The following is a 23510-nucleotide window of genomic DNA, read 5'->3' on the forward strand; positions in this document are numbered from 1 at the left end:
CCAAAAACACACGATGATTAATAAATAATAATGATAAAAAACATAGTTTACATATGTCAAATAAGCTATTCCAATTTTAATATTTTCGCTATCATACCATCGATGCAGTCGTCTTCATCAAGGCAAAACACATTCTTCGCTCTACGTTCCAGCTTGCCTTTTCCCCACCACTGACGCAAATCCTCGGAACGGGTACAAGACATTATAAAAGAGTTCAGCACAATTTTCTTATCACCGCTTGAGGGCTGGAGGCGCGCTTCAAGTTCTTTAATAGTGTCATGGAACTCTATCTTGGGATCATCCCATTGCAAATAACGCAATCCTTTTGGGTCAACAAAGGAAATATATTGCGCATCGGGCGTATCAATCCATAACACATAGTCCGGATAAAAATTGCCTGCTTCGAAGAATCCCATTCCTACCTTGCTCTTGTTGCGGAGCAAGTATAGTTTTTTACCCTCGAAAATTGCAGCATTTGCATCTACATATGCCTTAAGTTTATCAACAAACCATTTCTCGTCTTCATTCAGACTGACCGGTGATACAGTCAGTTTCAAACCACCCGCTCTCAGACAGATGAGCGGTGTGTAGAGGTGATGCCGGAAATCAAAAGCTATCAGTGAATTGCTAAGTATACCTTTTTCATATTTTGGTATACCGCTATGCTGATTAAGCAGAGCCTTCAAATCCTCAACAAACTGCTCCACTGTCCCGGCGGTTGGATCACCATCATAGGCATCATAATACGAAAGTTTATATTCAGCAACAAAGTTTCCATCTCTGTCACTCAATTCCTGGTATTCAAGGAACCTGTCCTCCCACTTTGCTTTTTCGTATTTGTAGAACTTATCAATATAACATTTCAGCACCATAATGGCTATGTCAGTTATAAGAACAAGCTTTTCCATACTGTCAAGTTCGAGGTGCTTCTTCGGAATGATAAGCAAATACCAACCGTCAGTTTCTAAAATATCCTTGATACCATCTTTAGTAATAGAAATATTATAATAAAACTTCTCGTTCTTATAGGTTTCAAGTTCGTCAAGAATGCGGTCATAATCGAGGAATGGTATATACTGCTTATCAATTGTATGTTCTTCGGGGATAGATTCAATCTGCATGCTGAATGTAGATTCAATTTTCTGCACTTTTGAACGGCAATCGAGCATCACCTTGTTCTTGTTCAAATAACGTAAAAACCCCTCGTCAGGTTTACCGAGTAAAAGTCTTGCAGCTTGTTTTTTAAAGTTTACACCCTCTTTAACTTTGATGACCCGCAATTCTCTGTGCTCATCGGGATTATACCGGCTTAATACAGGAAGCGTGTACTCGTGCGGCCTTTCGTTGGCAGGCATATCCTCCATTTCAAGATACCTTTTAAAGTCTTCCATATACTGGGCTTTTATTCCGAATATAGTCAGCGTTTCAAGCAGCTCAATATATTTCGGTATGATAACAGAGCTGTCATCCAATCTGTGACTGCGTTTTAAACAACCACCGTAGCCACGCAGGCGAACTCCGCGTCCAAAAAGCTGGATGGCTTGTGAGCCTTCGCCTTTAGCAAAGTTAATAAGCCCCATCGTAGAAACACGCCACGAGTTCCAGCCTTCGGTAAACTTGCGTGAACCAATGAGAATATTTATGTTCGAATTTCGTTCGTTGATGTTGCGGAAAAGGGATTCAGAAACAAACTCCTCTGTTCCGGTGGTAATACCTTTTGCCTCGCAGTTTTTAATTAAGCCTGCCGTGTCGCCAATGCTTACCACACCAAAATATTCGCCGTCGGAACCAATTCGGAGTGCAATTTCTCCTTGTACCTGACGCAAGTTTATGACGTGCAGGCGTGGGGAGTCAGATGTGGTATCGCTGTTGAAAACAAGGCGGAGAATATCCTTATAAACATCTTCAGCTTTAGGAGTTCCTCCGAACAAAGAATTTAGAGCGTTGAAGTTTTGGGAAAAAAGTTCCCGGCCGGCGCTGTCGGTTAGTCCGGTGTCACCACTTAACACAGTGTCGATTCGGTTTATGGTTTGCTCCTTGCGGTTGACAAACTTATCAATAAAGTCCAATACTTCCTCAACATCGGTCATTTCTGCGACGGATGTTTTTGCCGTTACACGATTGCCCACAAAAACAAGTAGAGGCTTTTCAATTCGAAAAGGTGCGTACTCCTTGCCTTTTTCACAAAACAACTTCAATTGCTGATAAAATGACAACAAGCAGCCTACGAGGTATAACTGCCTCTGTTCCTCTTCAATACTGTCCCGCAAGTTATAAATGCGGTATTCCTTGCCGTATCCGTCTTCATAAAAGTACTTGTAAGAGTAATCAATTATAATTGAACGAAAATATTCATCAAGGCGTTCTTTCCATTCTTTCTGAGAAATATTGCTTGGTTTGTTCGATTTCATCGCCTGCTTTAATGTTGCAGAGTATTCAAAGGCAAATCCGCCATCCGCAGAAAGTCGTGAGCGGTAATCATACCACACATCTCCCGCGAGGCCGCGGTGTGCTTCGTCCACAAGCACGAGGTTGTTCTGCTCGAAGCTGTCAACTGAAACGGTTTTGACTTTACCTTCCTCTTTCAGCTTGTTCATGTCAATAACAATAACATCAGCGGTTGTGCCAAAGCCGCCCTTTGAGAAAGGCTCTGCGGATATGTCCGATAGTTTCAACTCCTCCAAATGCTGGTTTGACATTCCCTCGTTCGGCGCAAGGACAATAATTTTGTTAATGTCCAAGCGCGGGTTGGTCAGCTTCGCCCTTTTCAGGTAATAGCGAAACTGCAGGATGTTTATGTGCATAATCAGTGTTTTGCCGCTGCCGGTGGCGCACATAAATGCCAATTTATTCATATTCTCCGGTGAAAAAGGCTCAATATCAATAGCACCGAAACTTTCTACCTTAACCTTTTCGATAAAAGCGTTCAAGTCAGCCGCAAAGGCTTCTTTGTCGGTAAAATAGCGATCAAGATACATTTCGGTGAAAAGACAGGCTATATACTGAAAATACTTCAGTTTTATTCCGCTGCGCTTTTCGCCAATTTTCTTGACATAGCGGCAAATACGCTCATCATATTCCCGCAGAGTATCCCGGCTGATTTTTGCCTCTGCACCCTGTCGCATCAGCAATAAATCCAGTTCGCCCCAAAAGTATGTATTCTGGTTTTCGTCAAAGCCTTCGTATTCAGAGCTGTTCATTTTGCCAGCAAGTGCAGCAAGGCTGTCTTTACCAAACAGGCTAAGGAAGTAGCGAAACAAAATTAATTGGTCGCTCCATTTGAAGGCAGGAGCAGCGTTTTTTCTTTTTGCCATTATTCCGCCTCCTCAAACATCTTTTCCCTGAATACAGGTTCAATACGCTGCACTTTCCAGTTTTCGTCATCCAGGCGCAGGTTTTCAAGGTTGTTGTCACCGTTGACATAGATAACATCAAACTCACGGTCAGCGGGGTTAATCCTGTATTTTGTGAAATATGAGTCTAATGCAGCATTGCTTTGTATCAAGTCACTTGTGATGGTGCGCCAGATTACAAGCGCTCGTCTGCCATCAGGTAGTCTGCCCTCAATTTGCTTAAAGCCGTACTCGCCGCTGTTATCCCGCTCCAATCTGACCGCTCCTTCGTATAAGCCTTCTCTTTTCCATTCCTCTTCAGTCAGTTTTACAACTTTAAACCAGGTTGTCGCCGACTGACGGATAACCGACAGCCCAATCAAATAGTTTAAAGTTTCGCATAAGTCAACAGTCTTAGGTTTCGTTTCGTTGTTTTCTATAATTTTTAGTTTATAGGAAAAAGGCATGTTGAAAGCATCCAGCGAGAGCATGCTCTCTTTTGCCTCGTAGTCAAACATATAGTGTATCATATATTCATCGCCTAATTTCATCGCAAGCTGGTGTTTGTCGTCATCCAACTCGATATTAGAAAGCGTATCTTCGTAGCTTTCAAGAGTTATGTATTTCATAATGTGACTCACGCCTGTGTTACGGTTTTGCGGTTTACCATTTTTCCAATCGGCGGAGTAGATAACCTTTTTCATGCGAGGAAGCGTAACTGTGTGGAAGTATTCACCCATTTCGATGAGAATGTATTTGCGATTTCCGCCATCTTCTCGGTTTAAGTTCAGAACGGCATGACCTGTGGTACCGGAACCGGCGAAGTAATCAAGAATGATACCACTGGGCGGTGCAGACAATTTTATTACATCTTCAACAGCATAAACAGATTTAGGATATGAAAATAGTCCGCTCTCTCCAAAAATATCTTTTAGCAAGTTTGTGCCGTTAAATTCTGATTGATATTTTTTATCAATCCAAAGATTTTTAAGCACTTGGTTCTCTCTATATTGATGATATATAACGATTTTACCATTTTCGATTTCAGCCTTAAAATAACCATTTTTATTCAACTCATCAAACGTAGGTTTTATATTCTTCCAAGAGAATTCTCCTGTATTTGTTATAGGATAAACTTCGTAATAATCTTCGTGATATTCACTAGTTATCACTTTTAAATCCTTACTGACATAAATAGGATACCAGTTATCAGGCCTATTCTCTCTTGACCATGATGAACGCGCCCGGATATAGGGTTCCCATCTAAATCTTCCTTTTTCATCTTGCTCGGTGAAAGTTTCTTTTACATCCTCATCGATTGCTACATCATTAAAGGCTGCTTGGTCTTTGCCTTTTGCATAAAATAGTAGATACTCAGTGTTCTCAGAAAAGAACTCAGCTTGGTTGCGTCCTTTCGGATTGTGTTGCACTGTAACAATAGCAATTCTATTTTCGGAATCATAGAATTCATCCAAGAACTTGCCGAGATTATATAATTCAGCGTGGTCAATTGCAGTTGTTACAATCGTACCCAGCGGGATTAATTGGTCAGCCAAGGCTATTCTTTCAGAAATAAGGGAAAGCCAGGAACTGTCTTTATACCCGTTCTTGTAGAGGATTTCTGAGGTTTTCGTATTATATGGTGGATCAATATATATACACCCGATCTTACGTTGATATTTCTCTAACAGTAAATATAAAGCTTGAAAATTCTCACTATGAATAAGCAATCCGCCCGTCTGTTCGTCAAGATTGTCAATACTTGCAATCAGGCGTTCTTTAAAATCGGCAGAAAAATGGCGGGTATCAAGGACAAGGTTCTTATTTTGGCGCAGAAATTCTATCATCAGCGGCTCGGAATATCCGACGGTCGTAAGGTTGCCCTCAATCTCATGAATCGCATACATTTCCCGCCATTCGGCAATTTGAGCTTCGTTTTCGATAATTTCAGGGTAGAATTTTTCGTCCACCCTATCGAGCGTTATACACCAATTTGTATCAACAACAAACTTCTTTTTCAGCCACAGTTTTTTCTGAAAATCCTCAATTTGTGCGAGAAAGTCAATAATAATCTTACCGACACGCTTGATTGCCTTCACCTTGGCAAGATAGCTATCAGCGCGCTTCTCATCGGTAGTATCAATATCATCAAGATGAATGACTTCGCTCTTTATAAAAAAGTCCAGTTCGCGGGTTAAAAAGCCGCGTAAATCCTTATGTATGAAATAATCAAAAGTGTTTTTAGCAACATAGGCACTCAGGTGCTTTTCCAATACCGTACGAGTTTCCTTTTTTACACTGGAAGCAGGTGCGAGCAAGTGGTACCAGTCTTTGAACTGCTTTGCAATTGCGTCCGATATTGCAGCAAGATTGGCTTGATACCAATTTACTTTTTTATCATCGGGTATGTCATATACAAAACGGATAACCAATTCGCCGTCAACTTCTTCAATTGTCTTAAGTTCAGGGCGCTCCGGCGTTTCTTTATAAAGCATAAACTCGCGCTTTTTTGTGTCGGATTCCTTGTTATTGTTCTTTTCTGTAGTTGCATCAACAAGACGGAAATGTACCTTTTTACCGTTGTCAATAAAAGTATAGTCACGAAAGTTTTCTGTGGTCTTTATATAATACTGGTCAGCATTCGCCCAGTAAAGTTTTACCTCATCACCCTCATAAGGAATTGCGTAAACGCCTTCTTTGTAGCGGCGTTTAGAGATAAAATCACCTTCATCATAATAACGGCTGAAAAATTTATAAAGTGCTGAGTACACATCTGTTTCAAGTGAAGACAAGTCTGTACCCGACGCAAGCTGTGATTTGTAACGGGCATATTCTTCTGCTAGCTTCGGGCTTGCATTAATCTCTATACCAAGTTCAGCAGCTTGTTTTTCAATAGCTGCAATACGTTCTTTTATTTCCCCGGTATTTTGGGCAAACGGAGTAAGCGTTTCCTTCACTTTTTTTGGCAAATCCTCCGAGAGGAATTTCATAATCTCTTTCCTGCGGATATTCATTATACGGTAGATTCCGAAATCCAAATCTGCCTTGTCAAGTTCAAATATTTCCTCCAAGAGGTTAATAAATCGGTTCAATTTTTCGTTCGTATTTTGATTCATCGCGTTCTCACTCCTTTATACAATCTGCCATTCAATGGCGAATAGATCCTCGTGATGAGTTTGTTTTATCATTCGGCTGTCCAATTCAGCCAACAGTTTGCGGCGTTTGCTTGCTATTTCATCTTCTCGATCGGCAAGCTCATTGCGCTTTCGCCGCTTGAAGCTTTCGAGTTGTTCTAATTTTTTTGTTGCTGCAATTTTCTCCTCTATTGTTACAGCATTGCGTATTAACCTTTCCTGCTCACGGATTTGCCGCTTAATCGTATCAAGCTCTTTTTCCAGACTATTTATCATATCCTTCTCCCATTGGAAGATGCGTTCTTCCTCTTCCTTAAAATATAAGAGATTTCGCGAGTCAATCTGCTGTAATTTCCCTTTTCGATGCTGTTCTGCACTCTCTTTCAATTTACGCTGTTGTACAGGGGTAAGTCCTGTTGGTTTGACTTCACGTCCGGCACAAAGAAACAATTTCTCACATAATTCCTGAGACAATGGTTGTCCGTCATCTGTATATGCCGTAAATAAGCTGTATTGTTCTGTATCGAATGCCAAAACATCCAATGACGAAAGAAGCAGGTATCCGCTTTTTCCTTTCAAATCCTCCGGCAAAGTTACATTTAATTCTGTTTCCAATGGAGAAAATATAATCTTACCACCCGTAACTTTTATAGCTGAAGCCTGCTTCAGCACATATTGCGCAAGCGGATGAGAAAGACGGTAAGGTATCCCCTCGGTTTCTTTACTTGTAATAAGACAATACTTTCCTTTTGGAGATTCTCCAATACGTTCTTTTAATATAAAAGAGTGGTTGCTATCGTTGAAAACCGCTTTATCTCCTAAAATAAATTTCGTCAGTTCCCAGAAGATATATTCGTAACGGTTTATGAACGCACAGGTGTGTTCTTTTGCTAATCTCAACCGTTCCTGAACTTCCACGTCAAAGGTTTTCAGTACTTGTTCTTTTACGTCTTTCAGGCGCGTATTAATTTTACTTTCCAGTTCGGCTTGAAGTTTTTCAAACGCAGCACTGATCTCAGCTTCGGTCCGACATTCCTGGTATATGAGCCATATACGCTTTTCAAAATCAACACCGTCGATTTGACCCAGTATTTCATCGGATGTCCCGAACACATCGCTAAACAGTTTAAATTTATCATTTAGCAGCTCGAATACACGTAAATCGGCGTAGTTACGCTGATTTACGAAATTTACAACGACGACATCGCTTTTTTGTCCGTAGCGGTGACAGCGGCCAATGCGCTGTTCTATTCTCTGTGGATTCCAAGGTAAATCATAGTTCACAACAAGTGAGCAAAATTGCAGGTTTAATCCTTCCGCAGCAGCTTCTGTTGCAATCATAATTTCCGCCTTGTCCTTAAAATAGTCAACAATGGCGGCACGTCGGTCCGCCGCGCGGATACCGCTTATTTTGCCTGTATAGGCATTAGCCTTAAGCCAAGCCTCCAGTATCTCGTTTGATTGCTTGTCCGAGTTTGATCCGTTAAAAATAACAATTTTTCCCCGGTATCCATTTTGCTCAAGAAATTCTTTCAAATATGCTTGCGTTCGTTTTGATTCTGTAAAAATAAGTGCTTTACGATTCGCACCTATTAATTCAATCTGTTCAAATGCTTTCTGTAATGCTATAAGGAGTGCTTTAGCTTTCGAATCATGCTTAATTTGTTCAGCCAAATTTATAAATGACTGTATTGCTGCAATTTCTTTTTGTATTTGTTTTGTATCTATTATTTCATCCTCTGTAGGCAAGTTAGCATCACTATCGATATTATCTTCTTCATTTTCATTAAGAAGTTCAATCTCATCCTCATCAAAAATCTCATTCAAATCAAACTGCTGGTATTTATTTTCTTCAAGCATTTTTTCCAGGCGTGCTTTTATGGTAGCCAATGTGCCGAGCAAAGCATATGTAGAAGATGCCAGTATTTTTCTAACCATCATTGTTGTCAACATTTTCTGTTTTACAGGTATAGAATATAAGTTGTCGGAACGCAAAAATTCCGAAACCTTTGTGTACAACTCAAACTCCAAATCAGTAGAATCAAATTTTTGTGTCAAAGGCAGACGTTTGGTATAGTTTATATACTCCACCACGTCTTTTCGCAAAGTTCTTTTATAATAAGGTGCAAGCCTCATTTGCAGTTCAGAATAATTCTCTTCATACACATAATTGGCACGAAATGATTTAGCATCGCCAAAAATGTTTTCGTCTATTATGGAGGTTAGTCCGTATAATTCCATAAGGCTGTTTTGAAACGGCGTAGCCGTCAGGAGCAGTTTCTTTACATTTTCAAGAGCTTCCCGAACAGCGTGTGCTGTGACACTATTCTTTTTATATACATTTCTCAGTTTATGCGCCTCATCAATAATAGCCAGGTCAAAGCCAAACAAACGTATTTCATCTTTTTTTCGGGCAGCAAAATTATAAGAACAAATGACAACCTTTTTATTGTCAAACGGATTACGCCCAATGCGGACATATTCGTTGTAATTTTTTGAATCAAGGATTTCATTATCAATACCAAACTTTTCTGTCAGTTCAAAACTCCATTGTTTTCGTATGGCAGCAGGACAAACAACAATTATCTTCCGCTTACCAATAGCCCAGTATTGGCACAGCACTAATCCGGCCTCTATGGTTTTTCCCAAACCAACCTCGTCGGCAAGAATAATGCCTTTGGAGAGCGGAGAACGAAACGCAAATAAAGCCGCCTCAATTTGGTGTGGATTTATATCCACAGCGGCATTTAATAATGATTGTGACAAACTGTCTATATTATCGCCTATTGCTCTTTGCGCAAGAACACGTGCATAGTATATTGCATGATATCTTGTAATCATTGCTTCTCCTTTAGTATTTAATCGTTTTCATTTATTATCTGGTATAATTTCCATAATATTACTTATATCACATTCCAAAGCCCTACATATTTTTTCTAATACTTCAGTATTCACATTTTCGTTTTTGCCAAGCTTTGTTATTGTTGCAGAACTTATACCTGCAATCTTTTGCAGGTCTTTTTTCTTCATATCTCTATCAATCAATAGTTTCCAAAGCTTTTTATAACTGATTGCCATGATAATCACCTATAGTTATTTATAACTGTATAATATCATTCGTTTCATAATAATGCAAATAAATTCTTTACATTCGCATGATTTTTAAATTGGATTTAAATAAATATTATTCTAAATACAATATCGACAGATTTTATAAAAAGTACATCCATTCTGGCTACTCAATCCTATGTAAAAATGGGCATTATCTAATGTGTTAACTCAACCCCATCAATCTTGGGGGATTAAATATGAGTTTTCGACATGTTCCCATATACGCATTTTACCCTTTCTCTCGAGTAGACTAGTTGAATGTAAACGCGAAAAGCCAGTAATATCAAAGGTTAAGGCTTTGATAGAGTAGAGCAGTGGGGTTACCACCGCCCCCTCATCAAACCGTACGTGCAGTTTTCCCGCATACGGCTTTCCGATATTCTTCTTCCTTCAGCATTCAACCGCAAATACTTGCCAGTCCTGCCTGTAAAGTCAATTCCCTGACCTTAGCCGCATTCCCAAGCCTGTAATTGCGTTGTTTCTTCCGATTGTACCATCGGGTAAATTTGAAATTGATATACTTGTCTATCTTCCATAACCATGGTCTGGCAAACCGTCTGGTATAATAATTTCTCATGCCAATGATTTTAGGATTAAGCACCTTCACCATTTCTTCCATGCTTAACAGCAGTTTGCTCGGGCTTGCAAACACCTCTTTGATGTTGGCCCTCATTTTCTTCATAGCCTTTTTGGACGGTACCTGCTGTAGTGTCCAATACCACTGCCAGCTTTTGTTTCTGAATCGCTGAAATCTGTTGTTGAATCCAAGAAAATCAAAGCTGTCTTTTCCAAAATACATATCGACAAGCCTTGTCTTCTCACTGTGTAATGTCAATTCCAGCTTTTTCATAATCCCTTTTACCGCACATAGAGCTTCTTCTGCTTGAGATAACCGCTTGCACAATATCACAAAGTCGTCTGCGTATCGCACCAACTCTCCCAGATGTCCAAACCTTTTACTCCAACATACATCAAAATAATTTAGATATATATTGGATAACAGCGGTGAGATAACTCCTCCCTGTGGTGCTCCAAGTGTACTTTCACTGTATTGACCGTTCTCCAGCACTCCTGCCTTCAGCCAGCCTTTTATCAGTTTCAGCACTCTTCGGTCAGTTATTCTCTGTTTGACTAATAAAAGCAGTTTATCATGGTTGATGCTCCCAAAGTAGTCTCTTATGTCAGCATCTATTACCCATAATGCTCCACCTTTATCGGCTACTTCATAAATCTTGTCTATTGCCTGTTTTGCATTCCTTTTCGGTCGGAATCCATACGAACAAGACTGAAAGTCGGCTTCAAATACAGGCTCTATCACTATCTTTGCCGCCATCTGTACTATTCTGTCCTTAATTGTAGGTATCCCCAATGCTCTTTTTCTACCATCTGGTTTTGGAATATAGGTTCGTCTGACAGGCTTACACCGATATTTCTCTGTCCGCAATTCTTCCGCTATCTCACACAGCAATCTATCCTCACCGTATGCTTTCACGTCTTCAATGCTGACTTTATCGACACCGCCCGCTCCACCATTCTGTTTTACCCGTTTCCATGCTTCTTCTAAGATATCATTACGGTATATCTTGTCATACAACGCATAGAACTTTCTCTTTCGGTCAGCTTTGGCTGTAAGGTATAGTCTGTTTTGGAAGTCTCGTACTTTTTCATGGGTGTTTATAGCTTTTTCGGCAATCACCGGTACCTACCTCCTTTACAGACTTGAATAAAGTTGTGCCCCTTCCCTATGCACAGTTTTGTTGTCTGTACAATCCTTGGTACTATGAGCACTTCTGACTGCCTCTTTGCAGAAAGCAACTTCGCTTTTGCTTATATGCTTCCTCTTTACAGTTTCCTGTGCAAAGTAGGCTCTCTCCAGTTCCGACAAATACTTTCCTGACGTGTCGTTACCTCTACACCGCAGGGTTCTTAGGTATTGCATTTAGGGTTCTTCATACCGTCTGCTGTCTTCGCTGTTGATGTCTCAGCTCGACTCCCTGTTGTTCCCTTTCGGGAATGTCAATAACGGTGCGGCAGTATTCACTTCATGTTACGACCCGCCAGTTTGTCTGCTCTTTTTAGAGCATTCCGTAACGCTTCAACGCATAAATTATTTCATACGCTGGTTACTGACTAAGTGGCTGCCCTACCTTTACCACTGCAGGACTTTCACCTGCTAGCATTTGCCAGCTTAGCTGGACGCACACATCAATACTACGCTCTCCACATGACTTGAGATTATGGAATTAATGTCAGTTGGCAATTTTTTATAGTATCTGTTTTTGAAAACATATCAATGGATTTTTCGGTGATTTTTGAGAAATTGTCGTTTGCGGGAACATGTCAATATCGTTTGAAGATATATTTATGCATTTTGTCTTTTGGAACCAATTTAAATTTGCAGCATCAATGTTCATTCTTTGTTAAAATTCGAAATAATTATTACCAGCATATTTTTGTACATTTCCTCAGTATATCTTGAGTGAGGATATTTCCTCACTCACTAGCGGCTATTCTTTCCACACTCTTAAATTTAGATGTCTGTCTCAACGCCAGACTTAAACTCTACAACTAGCGATCGTCATGTACTGTTATTTTCTCAATAAGTCGCCTAACAAGCTGTCCATCATACTCTTGTAGTTCCACAGACCGATCATATAAAAATCTTTTTTTTGGAAATCAATATCCTTACTAAAAGTAAATCATTTCTCTAATGATTAATGTATTGTATTCCATTATTAGCAAGGCTTTTAAATCCTGCATCCTTAAATACTTTTTTATCACTGATACAATAAACAAAGGTTCCGTTCATTGCCATAAGGTAATACTTGTCATATCTTTTTTCATATTCATAAAAAGCTGTTTCCGCATTTTCCTCTGTTAAACCATAGCAGATATCAATAAATTCATTATCCTTCGTGGCATAAATTCTATAACAGGGAATATCACTATCAAAAACGGTATCATAGTATTCAATATCGTATCCCTTATCCTCAAGATTCTGAAGTAATTGCTCTTTCTGCGGAACAGCATCTTCCGGCTTAGTTTCTTCAACTCCATTTGAAGTTATCTTTGTTTCTATGTGGGAAATCCCGTAATTTCTTTCTATGTTTTCTTTTCTATCATCCTTTTTTATCACATTTACCGCTACAAATATGATAGCAATAAAAGCAACAACTACTACAGCAGGTACAATTACGTTTCTTTTATTCATATCAAAACCTCCTTTCCTTTAATATCATTATATACTCTATTAATCGCTTTTCCTGCGAAGCACAACACGATGTCCATTAAATTCTCATTAACCTTTATTTTCTCAAATTTAATCATTATGCATTTTCAGTTTCAAGCTTCATATATCTTTTCACCTTTTTTTAATCCTTTATATATTCCAATATTGCCTTTTCTATTTCTTGTTAAGGCCCGATCATCATATGCCCTCCGTCTTCAAATGATATGAATCTGCAATATGAAACCTGCCAGATGTTTTCCCAACCTGACCACACATACATTTTATTACATCTATCCTGTCAAGTCAACCCTATAGCTTTTAGGGCAGTTGATATGTTTCCACTAACAAAAAAATAAGGGTTTCCAGACATTATCTCCACAGGCTGAACAGCCAAAAGAAATGATCAATGTCTGGAAGCCCTATATTTATAAGCATTTTGAGCTTTCTATTTATCCACCCTTGACATCAATACTATTGTCTCCACATGGCTCGAGCCGCTTGGATTGATGTCTTGGGCTGATTTTCTGCACCTTACGTTTACGGGAACATGTCAATGGGTTTTTGGCTGTTTTTAAAAAAACCGAGGTTCGTGGGAACATATCAATATGTAGCGATTCATTGTTAATATAAGTTTGCATACAACAATTTAGTTTGAATTCAATCCAAACGTTTTCGTCCCCAATTTTGCTTTTGTTATTTGCTCAAGTTGTATCACTTGTTCGCGCAAAGAAGAATTCGGAAGAACATTCAATATACTAAACTGGAATTTTTTATACCTCACAGGATCATTAGTCAATAAATCAACAAGTATTTTATTCCCCCCATGTTTTGTGTGCACATAGTCGCTCCACCTGCCCCAGATACCGTCTTTACCATAGGCAGAACCTACATATTGTTGCCCATTTGTTGTATCAAGGATTAAATATACTCCATAAACATTCGATAGCATCATTTTCCACTGCCTATTCACATCTGGATTTTTTATTATTTTTTCTAGCTCATCGAACATTAAAATGACATTTTCATATCCCAAAAATGTTTTTGCAAATCCCTTTGGTAAAATTTCAATTACATCTTTATCAAGTTTTTTCTGACACCAAGAAACTGTAGAACTGCCCCAATCGATGACTAACCTTTCTTCTAATTCACTTAATGAATAGTCCCTAATTAAATCATAGAAATAAAAAGGTCCTGCCCCCCAATTTTCTAAAATAATAATAGGATTAAGCACGTCTGGAAGCTTTGAGACTTTCTGCACTTTATTCACTTTATAAACCCCTTGTAAAAGGGCTTTTCTGCCTTCTAATGCACGAAATACAATTATATATTCTGTATCTTTAAAAACATTTGTTTTTTGATATGATTGATATAATTCAAAATGACCTGCTTCAATTATATTTCTGATTTCATTTCTGTCGGTCGTATGCCTAACTACTTTTATTCTATTGTTGGTAAATCCTTTTAGTTGAAGAATGTCAGACAGTTTCACTTCATTAACTCCTTTTAATTATAGTCATTATTATTCGTAGGAATATTGTTGTCACTTAAAAAAATTATGAGCACCTTCAAGCGTTTTAGTTGCCTTGAAGTATAGATTATGAATATCACCATAATCTACTTTTTCTTCCCCTTCTCCTTGGTATGGTACTCTTATTAAATGCCTTGACAGATCTTGCAGTATTCTATTAGCATCAATTATTTTTAATATATTTCGCTCCTTGAGACCTTCATTGCACAGTTTTTTTACAGCGTCAATATCTTCCTGCAAAGGCTTATAATCCACATACTTCTCAACTCCTGATAATACAGTTACTATCCCAAATAAATTATTTTCATCATAAGCATCCCATCTTGGATGATTCTTATCAATAAGCTCAATATATCTATCATCAGACACAATACTATAAAGCTGTAACGCACTGGACTGGATAGCATGGGAAAAGTTGTGAATTTTGTCTTTAGGAATTTTGCTGTATATTTCAGTCCTTAAATCATACCTTTCTTTTGGTGTCATCGCAGGTTTCAATTGGTATGGATCTATACTTTCAACTAATTGAATAATCTCTTCTTTTGAAAGCATATTTTTATTTTCATGATTATCCCCAGCACTTTCTTCATTTGAATCTTTTGCTCCTTTGTCAATATAAATCGGTATCTTCAAGGTATCTCCCGCTTTGATAATGTTAGGGTCAGTAATGTTGTTAATCTCTAGAACTTGTTTGGCATACCATTCATAATTCATTCTGAAATGCTCATTCATAAAGTAAGGGTTGATAACGTCAACCAACGTATCTCCTGATTGAATGGTTATTTCCCGTACCTCTTTTAGCTCCCAGACATCATTCGGGCGGTCAGCAATGCCAATCCCCGAAATTGAAACTACTTTGTCACGATCAAAATATTCTTCGGATGGTATTATCTTTTGCCCATTTTCGACTACATACCAAATGCCGGTAGTTTCGTTAATATACCGTCCTGTATCCTCATCATAAGTATATCCCTCAAGCGGTTCAACCTTTTCCTCAGTTAAGATCTTTCCTCCAGTGTCTACTATAATTTTACTGCCATCCGGTAATGTTTTTTCTCGTGTTTCTTCTACTTCTCCACATCCAACAAGGTTGATCATTGCTAAACATAATACAAGCAGAAAACTTATGAATTTCAACTGAATCACCCCAAGCCACTCTACCTCAAAACATATTTTTATTATGATAAATAGTTAATCTCAAGAATTGTATCCAGTTTTTCCACATTAAACATGGTACTTATGGTCTCCGTAATTGAAAGTTTGTTTATCTTCTCTCTTGCCGGTCCAGTTTCTATTTAGAAAATTCGAAAAACCATTCTATACAGTTGTTCTTGGCTCTTCCATATCATTTTTCTGCAACTTATACTCTCTTCTTGCATTCAGAATTAATAATACATTCGCTACAATTCGGATTATTCGGTCTGCACCAGGTACGCCCAATCTCCCAGCATGAAAAATCTATTATCCCTGGAAACTTAGGATTTAACTCTCTTGCCTTATAGATGATCGAATCTAAATCAGCATTACTATCAACCAGCCCGGTCCGTCGCATTACCCTTAAAATATGTACGTCTGGTGATATGTCAATTGAGTAATAATCCGAAAACGGAATCTTAAATTGCCTGGCAAGAATATTGGCTGCCATTGTAGCAATTTTTTTGCCGCTTCCTTTAAACTGCAAGAATTCATAAACTACTTTTGCGCTGCTAGGATTGTTGCTCCATATTCGCGAAGCATCCCCATTATACTTTACTTTAATATCCTGAATTGCAGAATAAAATACCTCCGCCATTGTATCGTTAAATCTATGCAAGACATTTCTATTAAAAATATTCTTGTACTCTTCAAGTGAAACGCTGGCTAAATCATCAATTTTAAAGCTTCCTATAATCTCCCTTATTCTAAAGGGAATTGACCACGCTCGCTCCGCTTTAATCTGCCTATCCATCAAGCAGGCTAAAACAAAAGCATGGGGCGTGTTTTCAATATCGTTAAGAAATTTATCTTGTTCTATGTCATTAACAAAAGGAATAAGATGTCTTTCTGAATCACTAAATCGTGCTTTTCCTATTGTTACAAGCAAGTGTTCCGCCATATTATCACCTTTCCATAGCTTTTCCTCAAGCTTAGCACTAAACTTTATCTTTTAATCTGATAAGGTTTCCCGGCAGTGCTTCAAACATATCCGGGTAATGCCCGCATCTAGCTCTTATCTGTGTATATTCCGCCTTGTTGCCATCCTTTTTTAAATACAGCTTACGCTTATATATCTCATCGGCAAGTTCAGCAGCATGCATCGTCTTATTCTCTGCCTCTGATAAAACTATTCTCATGGCTTCATGAAGCGTATAATTAGGCATTTCTTGCGTACCAATTCCTGTATCAGCTAAACTGTTTTCATCATATTTTAAGACTATATAAGCCGGTTTATTATCTTTAAGCAGAACAGCTTTTCCGTTTTTCTCAACAACAGAGAATACATGGCCTATATTTGTTTTTAATGAATCAAAAGGAATTAAGCTGTCTATTTTAATATCCATGGTTAACCTCCTCATAACATGTTCTGTATACCCATACTCTATTTGGATAACCTAATTTTTGCTTGAATTTTTAATTTTTCTTTGTCAGAAGGTAAGTTTAAAACATGCATTTTCCTATGACAATTTGGGCAAAGTGCAACAGTGTTTTCAATAGTATCGCTTCCTCCCTCTGAAAGCCATTCTATATGATGGCACTCCAAATAAGGAATACCTTCTTTATTATTGAAGGGAGCCTTTTGTCCACAAAGCTGACATACACCATTGGCTCTTCGTTTAGCGTATTCTGCTACAAATGCATCTCTAACAAAAACATTACTTGTAACACTACGACTACTTACTTTATTACTTTCATTTTGCTCTGCTCGTTCTTTTAATTTATCCAGTGTTAATTTTTCAGCTAGCTTTTCTTTTTCTTTAATATATTTATTAAAGGATGCTTCGGGAATAGTTTGTGAACCGGTTTGTAACTTCAAAGGGAACATCCATACTTTTCTTGGAACACCATCTTCACCTTTTTGTATTTCTTGATAAGGGCTGCCTGCCAAGGATACAAGTCCACGATATATGTATTCTGTAGGTACCAGTACTTCGAACAGATGAACTTCCACACCATTTCTATCAGATTCTGCTAGTGTTTTATTCTGCATAAAATTCAGGTCTTGGTCCCCATTTTTACCCATGCCCGTATAATGTAAAACATCTCCAAACCATTTGTCTTCATACAAACCTTTTGTATGATCAGATATTATAACTAGGGAATTGGTTGCTTTTGACCGGCGCATTCCCCCCATATTTCCGCACTTAAACTCAGCTATAATATCCGAATGGGTTACAATTTGTCCAATCTTAAATTTGCAAAAACTTCTCATGATAATCCTCCATTACCTTTTTAGCAATCAGAATATCTGCTGGTAAAAGTTCAAATTTTAGTAAATCATTTATTTTAACCCACTTAAACTTATCATGAACAGATATCTGAATTGTCCCGTCAGTTATTGTACAATAATAGGCAATTAGATAAATGTTTATATTACCGTAATCGTGAGTTACCTCAGTACAAAATTTATCAATAGAAACATTGATATTAAGTTCCTCTTTAAGTTCTCTAGTAAGGCAATCTTCGGGGGTTTCGTCAGCTTCAATTTTCCCACCTGGAAATTCCCATCCTCCAGCGAAATTTTCTTTTGGTGCACGTCTAGTAATTAGAACCTTATCATTATCTGTAATAACTCCTGCTGCGACTCTAATTCTTTTCATAACTTACACCTCTTCTATCTCTTCAAAGTTGCTATTTTTACTCTCCAATTTAATATAAAACCTTGCCAAACATGTTAGGTAGCACTCACTCCTTGAACTTATCTGGATATATGCCATATATATATGCCATAATTAACCACTTTGCTACAATTATATAATACAAAAATTTATTTGTCTATATATTTGTTTATATATTTGTATAATATAAATTGCAATATTAAATGCCGTGCAAAATTTGGTAAATCCATTGCTTACTGGAATAAATTCTATACATCATACCGCCATTTCTATGGCTGACCTATAACCAAACATTCTTCTTGGATATTCATTAATCCATCTCTCTATACTTTTTATTTTTGCTTTACTTACTTTTGATATATCTGTTCCTTTTGGTATAAATCTTCTTATCAGTTTATTAATATTTTCGTTCGTTCCTCTTTCCCAAGAACTATAAGGATGAGCATAATACACTTTCGTCCTGTCCTTGCCTGGCTCTGTTTTTGATTTCTCTATCCCTCTATAGTCCAAAAACTCTGTCCCGTTATCTACTGTTATCGTTTTAAACTTCTCCCTAAATTTCCTTCTATACTTCCTTTCTAATTCATCTATTGCTTTGATTACTGATTCCTGCGTTTTGTCTGGTAGTTTAAGAATTATTTCTTCTCTCGTCTTTCGTTCACTTAATACCAGTAATACTGCTGCGCTATTTTTTCTGCCTACTACACAGTCCATCTCCCAGTGTCCATATTCCTTCCTATCGTTAACTTCTTTCGGCCTTTCCTCTATGCTGCTTCCCTTAAGATTTTTCAGTGCTATCTTCTTAACCCTTTGATATATGCGTTTTTTACCATCCTTTTTCACTGGCAAATATTTATTCGTTAGTCTTAAAAATACATCCCCTCTATCAATGTAGTTATATAGTGTTTTCGTGCAGATACTCGTTTTAAACTTCAGTCCCTTTGCTTTTATTTGTCCAATAACAGCATCAGGAGAATATTTTTCATTTATTATCTTTGATTCTATATACCTCACTAATTCATGGTCATTTCCTATCTTTAACCGTGGACCTTTATTCTTCCCGTTCTCTACATATCTCCTTTGGGCTACATCTGCACAATACTCTTTTCTGTATGTTAAATCACTATTTTGTAAATATATTGTCCCACGGGTTATTTCTCTTTCTATTGTCCTTCTGTGCCTGCCCAACCTCTTTGCTATTTCCGTTACTGTATACTTTTCTTTTAGGTACAACTCTATGGCGTATCTTTCTCTTTCATTTAGGTGTTTGTTTTTTCTTGTTTCTGTGTTATTATTCATATATAACTCATGGTACTCCTTTGCTAATGTTTTTCTTTGGTTATTAAACATTTTACAATGGATTACCATGAGTTTTCTATATATTACGGCATTTTATTTTACAACTTCCCATATATTTGTATAAAAAGAAATGCCGCCAATTAAGAAGGTTTCCTCCTCAACTGGCGGCAATCTTATTACAATCTTATAGATTCACTTCTATTTCCAGACCCGACTTAAACTCTACCACTAGCCTGTCATCATATACAGTTGCCTTTTCAACTAGTTTCCTAACCAGTTTATCATCAAACTCCGCAATATCACTGGTTTGCGTGTTAAGGAAATCAGTCATCTCAGCAATCCGATCGCGCATATCTTGGCGGAGAGCGTTTCTCGAAAGGGTTTCTTGCCTTAGATCACGTAGTCGGTAAATCTCATTGACAATATTATCGTATGCTTCCTTTGAATTTGCCTTTTGGATTAACTCGGTTTGGAGTTCTTCTAGCCTTTTATCAATGTCTGCTGTAGTCTCATCCAAATCCACGCTTAATACGGTTTCAATATTCTTCTTCAGTATGGCCAGAAAAGAGTTTTTTCCGCTTACCGCTACATTAATGGCTTCTATAATTTTCTCTTTAAGCGTATCTTCAAGTATAGTGGAAGCGGTACAAAACAAACCAGTGTTTTCTAATCGGCTGACGCATCTCCATACAATTGATTTCTTTCCTCGGTTATTCCAATGAACCCTGCGGAATATTTCATGACAGTTGCCGCAGAAAACCATCTGTGATAAAGGATGATTGTTGCTATAGTTTCTTTTCTTTCCGTTCTTACTTATATGCACACATCTTCTTTTGACAAGCTGTTCCTGAACCTGCATAAAAATTTCACGCGGGATTATAGGCTCATGGCTGTTTTCTACATAGTATTGTGGAACTATACCGTTATTGGGTACCCTTTTCTTTGATAAAAAATCTACTGTATAGGTTTTCTGTAATAGCGCATCACCGATATATTTTTCATTCCTCAAAATCTTGTTGATGGTGCTGGTATGCCATCTGGGATTGCCTGCACCCGTCAGAATTCCGTCAGCCTCCAAACCCCTAGCTATCTGTAGCATACTGGAACCTTCAAGATATTCTCTGTAAATGCGTTTGACGATCTCAGCTTCTTCAGGTACGATAACTAAATTGCCATCCTTATCCTTTGTATAGCCAAGAAACCGGTTGTGATTGATATGGATTTTTCCTTGCTGATATCGGTATTGAATACCCAGTTTTACATTCTGGCTTAACGATTGGCTTTCTTGCTGTGCCAAAGACGCCATAATGGTCAACAGGATTTCCCCTTTGGAATCCAATGTGTTTATATTTTCCTTTTCAAAGTAAACCGGAATATTTTTTTCTTTAAGCTGCCTTATGTACTTTAGGCAGTCCAGCGTATTTCTTGCAAACCGGCTGATAGATTTTGTAATTATCATATCGATTTTGCCCTGCATGCATTCTTCTATCATCCGGTTAAATTCTTCACGCTTTTTCGTGTTGGTTCCGGTAATGCCTTCATCTGCAAATATACCGGCTAACTCCCATTCTGGATTGCTTTTAATGTAATTTGTATAATGCTCGATTTGTGCTTCATAACTGGTTGCCTGCTCCTCGCTGTCCGTAGAAACACGACAGTAAGCTGCCACCCGAAGCTTAGGTAATTCCTCGGCATTTGCACTATTCCCAATTCGCTTACGGGCAGGAATTACCGTAACATTCCTGGTTGTCATCTAAAATCACCTCGCTCTTAATAAGACTATAAGCATACTCTGCCTGCTGAAATGGATCATCGTATAGATTATCTGGCATTGAAGCATGAAACTTAAAATTCAGGCATTTCTTTTCATTTCCTTTATGTTCATAAATCCTGCCAAGTGCCTCAGCTCGCCTGCGTCTTTCCAGTTGTGCTTTTTCGAATGTGTCCTTGCTGATAATTGGCGGATAGAATTTATCCTTAACATACCGTTTATCTGCCAGCATTCTTGCAACAGATGTATGGTAACGCTTAATACCCGCTTTTTGCGCCGCTTCGGTTAAAGAAAGCCCGGAAAGATAAACCTCAAATAGTTTCTTAATCATAATCGCTTCCTTTTCATTAACTACAGCCCTGCCGTTTTGAATGGTATATCCAAAAGGTATATGGCTCATCATTTCACCAACCTTTCCCTTAGGTTCAACCCGCATTTCATTTTGAAACCTATTTCCTCCTGTGAAAACACAATGATTTCTTCAATAAAGTTCTCAAATATTTCACAATCAAATTTATCAATCTGCTTTTCAGCTTTCATTGTAAATTTAAGAAGCTTCTCAACCTCAACAAGAGCAGTCATGCCTCCATCGATTGCTCGTTTTATGGCTTCTTTTTGTTCTTTTAATAAAACCGCTTCTTTGAGCAGCTCATTTTTCTGTGTATTAAAAAGAGCGGGTTCCAGGTATCCTTTGGCCATAAGTCCCATAATCACCTGAACCCGCTCTGTATTTTCTTTGATTTTTGTTTCTATCTCCTGAATCTTAGTTATATTATCTGAGTAATTTGTCTTCTTTAAGCTTTGCAGCAATGGTCTTAGAATGAACTTATGACCGAAAATAAGCTTATTGATCATTACAACGAAGGCCTGATGGATCGCATCCTCTCTGACAAACTTCATGGAACAGCTTGATGCGTCCTTTATGTGCTTTGTGCAGCACCATGCAATATATTTACGGTCACCGCTGCCATGAATTCGACGCTTAAAATTGCTGCCACATTCTGCGCATTTGATTTTCCCCGAGAAAGGGTAGCGTTTTTGATACTTACTGCTTCCCTTAATTACACCTTTTTCTTTTCCTCTTTGCTTTAATATCTCTTGGGCGGCTTCAAATTCCTCATGGGATATAATGGCTTCATGATGATCTTTTATCATGTATTGATCTTTTTCCCCATGATTATAATGCCGCTTAAAATTCTCATCTGTATAGGTTTTTTGCAGAAGGACATCCCCAGTATATTTTTCATTGCTTAAAATGCCGCGGATAGTTGTCGCTGTCCAGTGTGAACCTCTCTTTGTTGGGATTTTATCCGAATTTAGCCCATCTGCAATTATCTGTGTGCCTTTACCGTCCAAAGCCTCGGAAAAAATCCGCTTTACGATTTCAGCCTGTTCTTTATTGATAAATAGCTTTCCATCCACATAATCGTAACCATAGGGAGGATACGAAATTTTGTATGTTCCGTTTTGGAACCTACGTCTGATAGACCACTTACTATTTTCTGCAATGGATAATGACTCGTTTTCTGCAAGACTGCTCAAAATTGTCAGCACCAATTCGCCTTCCATGCGCTGTGTGTTTATATTCTCTTTCTCGAAATAGATGAAAACACCGAGATCGGTAAGTTTTCTCACCATCTCAATACAGTCGGTTGTGTTTCTGGCAAATCTGCTGACTGACTTGGTTATAATAAAGTCAATTTTCTTGTTTTCACAATCTGCAAGCAGCCTTAAAAGTCCAGTTCGGTTCTCCTTTTTTGTGCCTGATATGCCTTCATCATAGTAAATCCCTGCAAATTCCCAATCAGGATTTGTTTTTATATAGGATTCATAATGGTCCTTTTGCGCTTCCAGGCTTGCCATTTGCTCATCACTATCGGTTGAAACCCTGCAATAAGCTGCCACTCTTACCTTTGGTTTGAAAGCTTGGAGAGCATTGTTTCCATCAATCCTTGTTACCTTTCTCACTGTTTTCACCTCCTTTGGGTATGTGACATGTTACCTCTGTGTGCCGCTAATAGCAAGCCAATTAGGCCATAAGCTGTGCATACATCGGCGAGAAAGTTTTGCGGTTCAATTTGTCGATTTTGTTGAATTCTTCTTCTGAAATCAGTCCCGCCTTAAGCATCCTCTGCAGAATTTTGTATGCCCGCCAGTAATCAACCTCTCTTTGAATTTCCTCCTGCGTTATCTTTGTATAGTTAGTTTCCTGCGGGTTATATGGTATATGATTAGCCGTCTCTATCATTCAAGAAAGCACCTCCTATAAAAACTTAGGACAGCCTCGACTG

General features: G+C 38.2%; 18 protein-coding genes. All 18 read right to left on the minus strand.

The features are described from left to right. Positions 1 to 65: 65 nt before the first annotated feature. Positions 66 to 3314 (minus strand): DEAD/DEAH box helicase family protein, encoded by a 3249-nt coding sequence (locus SD1D_RS07490; RefSeq protein WP_058258349.1) that lies wholly within the window; start codon positions 3312 to 3314, stop codon positions 66 to 68. Next, positions 3314 to 6448, minus strand: a complete 3135-nt coding sequence (locus SD1D_RS07495; RefSeq protein WP_058258350.1) for a site-specific DNA-methyltransferase — start codon at positions 6446 to 6448, stop codon at positions 3314 to 3316. The genes SD1D_RS07490 and SD1D_RS07495 overlap by 1 nt, the downstream gene beginning before the upstream one ends. 15 nt (positions 6449 to 6463) lie before the next feature. Further along, entirely contained in the window at positions 6464 to 9307 is a 2844-nt protein-coding gene (locus SD1D_RS07500; protein WP_058258351.1) for an SNF2-related protein, read from the minus strand. Between the two features lie 27 nt (positions 9308 to 9334). Beyond that, positions 9335 to 9544, minus strand: coding sequence for a helix-turn-helix domain-containing protein (locus tag SD1D_RS07505; protein ID WP_014256634.1), 210 nt, complete (start codon positions 9542 to 9544; stop codon positions 9335 to 9337). A 430-nt stretch (positions 9545 to 9974) separates the two neighbouring features. Continuing rightward, entirely contained in the window at positions 9975 to 11273 is a 1299-nt protein-coding gene (gene ltrA, locus SD1D_RS07510; protein WP_058258352.1) for a group II intron reverse transcriptase/maturase, read from the minus strand. Positions 11274 to 11288: 15 nt separating this feature from the next. Next, a complete protein-coding gene (locus SD1D_RS12185; RefSeq protein ID WP_157893111.1) occupies positions 11289 to 11462 on the minus strand; it encodes a hypothetical protein in 174 nt (57 codons plus the stop codon). An 822-nt stretch (positions 11463 to 12284) separates the two neighbouring features. After that, positions 12285 to 12788, minus strand: a complete 504-nt coding sequence (locus tag SD1D_RS07515) for a hypothetical protein (RefSeq protein ID WP_058258353.1) — start codon at positions 12786 to 12788, stop codon at positions 12285 to 12287. A gap of 664 nt (positions 12789 to 13452) precedes the next feature. Continuing rightward, entirely contained in the window at positions 13453 to 14295 is an 843-nt protein-coding gene (locus SD1D_RS07520; protein ID WP_027622175.1) for a GIY-YIG nuclease family protein, read from the minus strand. A gap of 51 nt (positions 14296 to 14346) precedes the next feature. Continuing rightward, complete coding sequence (locus SD1D_RS07525; RefSeq protein WP_027622176.1) at positions 14347 to 15471, minus strand: LysM peptidoglycan-binding domain-containing protein; 1125 nt, start codon at positions 15469 to 15471, stop codon at positions 14347 to 14349. A gap of 223 nt (positions 15472 to 15694) precedes the next feature. Then, on the minus strand, positions 15695 to 16429 hold the full coding sequence (locus SD1D_RS07530) for an endonuclease III domain-containing protein (protein WP_027622177.1): 735 nt from the start codon (positions 16427 to 16429) through the stop codon (positions 15695 to 15697). 37 nt (positions 16430 to 16466) lie between these two features. Further along, positions 16467 to 16874, minus strand: a complete 408-nt coding sequence (locus SD1D_RS07535; protein ID WP_027622178.1) for a hypothetical protein — start codon at positions 16872 to 16874, stop codon at positions 16467 to 16469. A 38-nt stretch (positions 16875 to 16912) separates the two neighbouring features. Beyond that, positions 16913 to 17743 (minus strand): HNH endonuclease, encoded by an 831-nt coding sequence (locus SD1D_RS07540; RefSeq protein ID WP_027622179.1) that lies wholly within the window; start codon positions 17741 to 17743, stop codon positions 16913 to 16915. Continuing rightward, the gene (locus tag SD1D_RS07545; protein ID WP_027622180.1) at positions 17721 to 18131 is read right to left on the minus strand and encodes a (deoxy)nucleoside triphosphate pyrophosphohydrolase; all 411 of its coding nucleotides are present in this window, start codon (positions 18129 to 18131) and stop codon (positions 17721 to 17723) included. Before SD1D_RS07545 ends, SD1D_RS07540 begins: the two co-directional genes overlap by 23 nt. A gap of 273 nt (positions 18132 to 18404) precedes the next feature. After that, on the minus strand, positions 18405 to 19517 hold the full coding sequence (locus SD1D_RS07550; RefSeq protein WP_011837761.1) for an IS30-like element ISCth2 family transposase: 1113 nt from the start codon (positions 19515 to 19517) through the stop codon (positions 18405 to 18407). A gap of 115 nt (positions 19518 to 19632) precedes the next feature. Continuing rightward, the gene (locus tag SD1D_RS07555; RefSeq protein ID WP_058258354.1) at positions 19633 to 21201 is read right to left on the minus strand and encodes a recombinase family protein; all 1569 of its coding nucleotides are present in this window, start codon (positions 21199 to 21201) and stop codon (positions 19633 to 19635) included. Then, the gene (locus tag SD1D_RS07560; protein ID WP_087758849.1) at positions 21164 to 21655 is read right to left on the minus strand and encodes a recombinase family protein; all 492 of its coding nucleotides are present in this window, start codon (positions 21653 to 21655) and stop codon (positions 21164 to 21166) included. Before SD1D_RS07560 ends, SD1D_RS07555 begins: the two co-directional genes overlap by 38 nt. Beyond that, entirely contained in the window at positions 21619 to 23187 is a 1569-nt protein-coding gene (locus SD1D_RS07565) for a recombinase family protein (RefSeq protein ID WP_058258355.1), read from the minus strand. The genes SD1D_RS07560 and SD1D_RS07565 overlap by 37 nt, the downstream gene beginning before the upstream one ends. A gap of 61 nt (positions 23188 to 23248) precedes the next feature. After that, positions 23249 to 23467 carry an SHOCT domain-containing protein gene (locus tag SD1D_RS07570; RefSeq protein WP_004400094.1) on the minus strand — a complete coding sequence of 73 codons (219 nt, stop codon included), beginning with the start codon at positions 23465 to 23467 and terminating at the stop codon, positions 23249 to 23251. Between the last annotated feature and the right edge of the window lie 43 nt (positions 23468 to 23510).

Origin of the sequence: Herbinix luporum, assembly GCF_900070325.1 — a bacterium.
In the GTDB taxonomy this organism is placed as follows: Bacteria; Bacillota; Clostridia; order Lachnospirales; family Lachnospiraceae; genus Mobilitalea; species Mobilitalea luporum.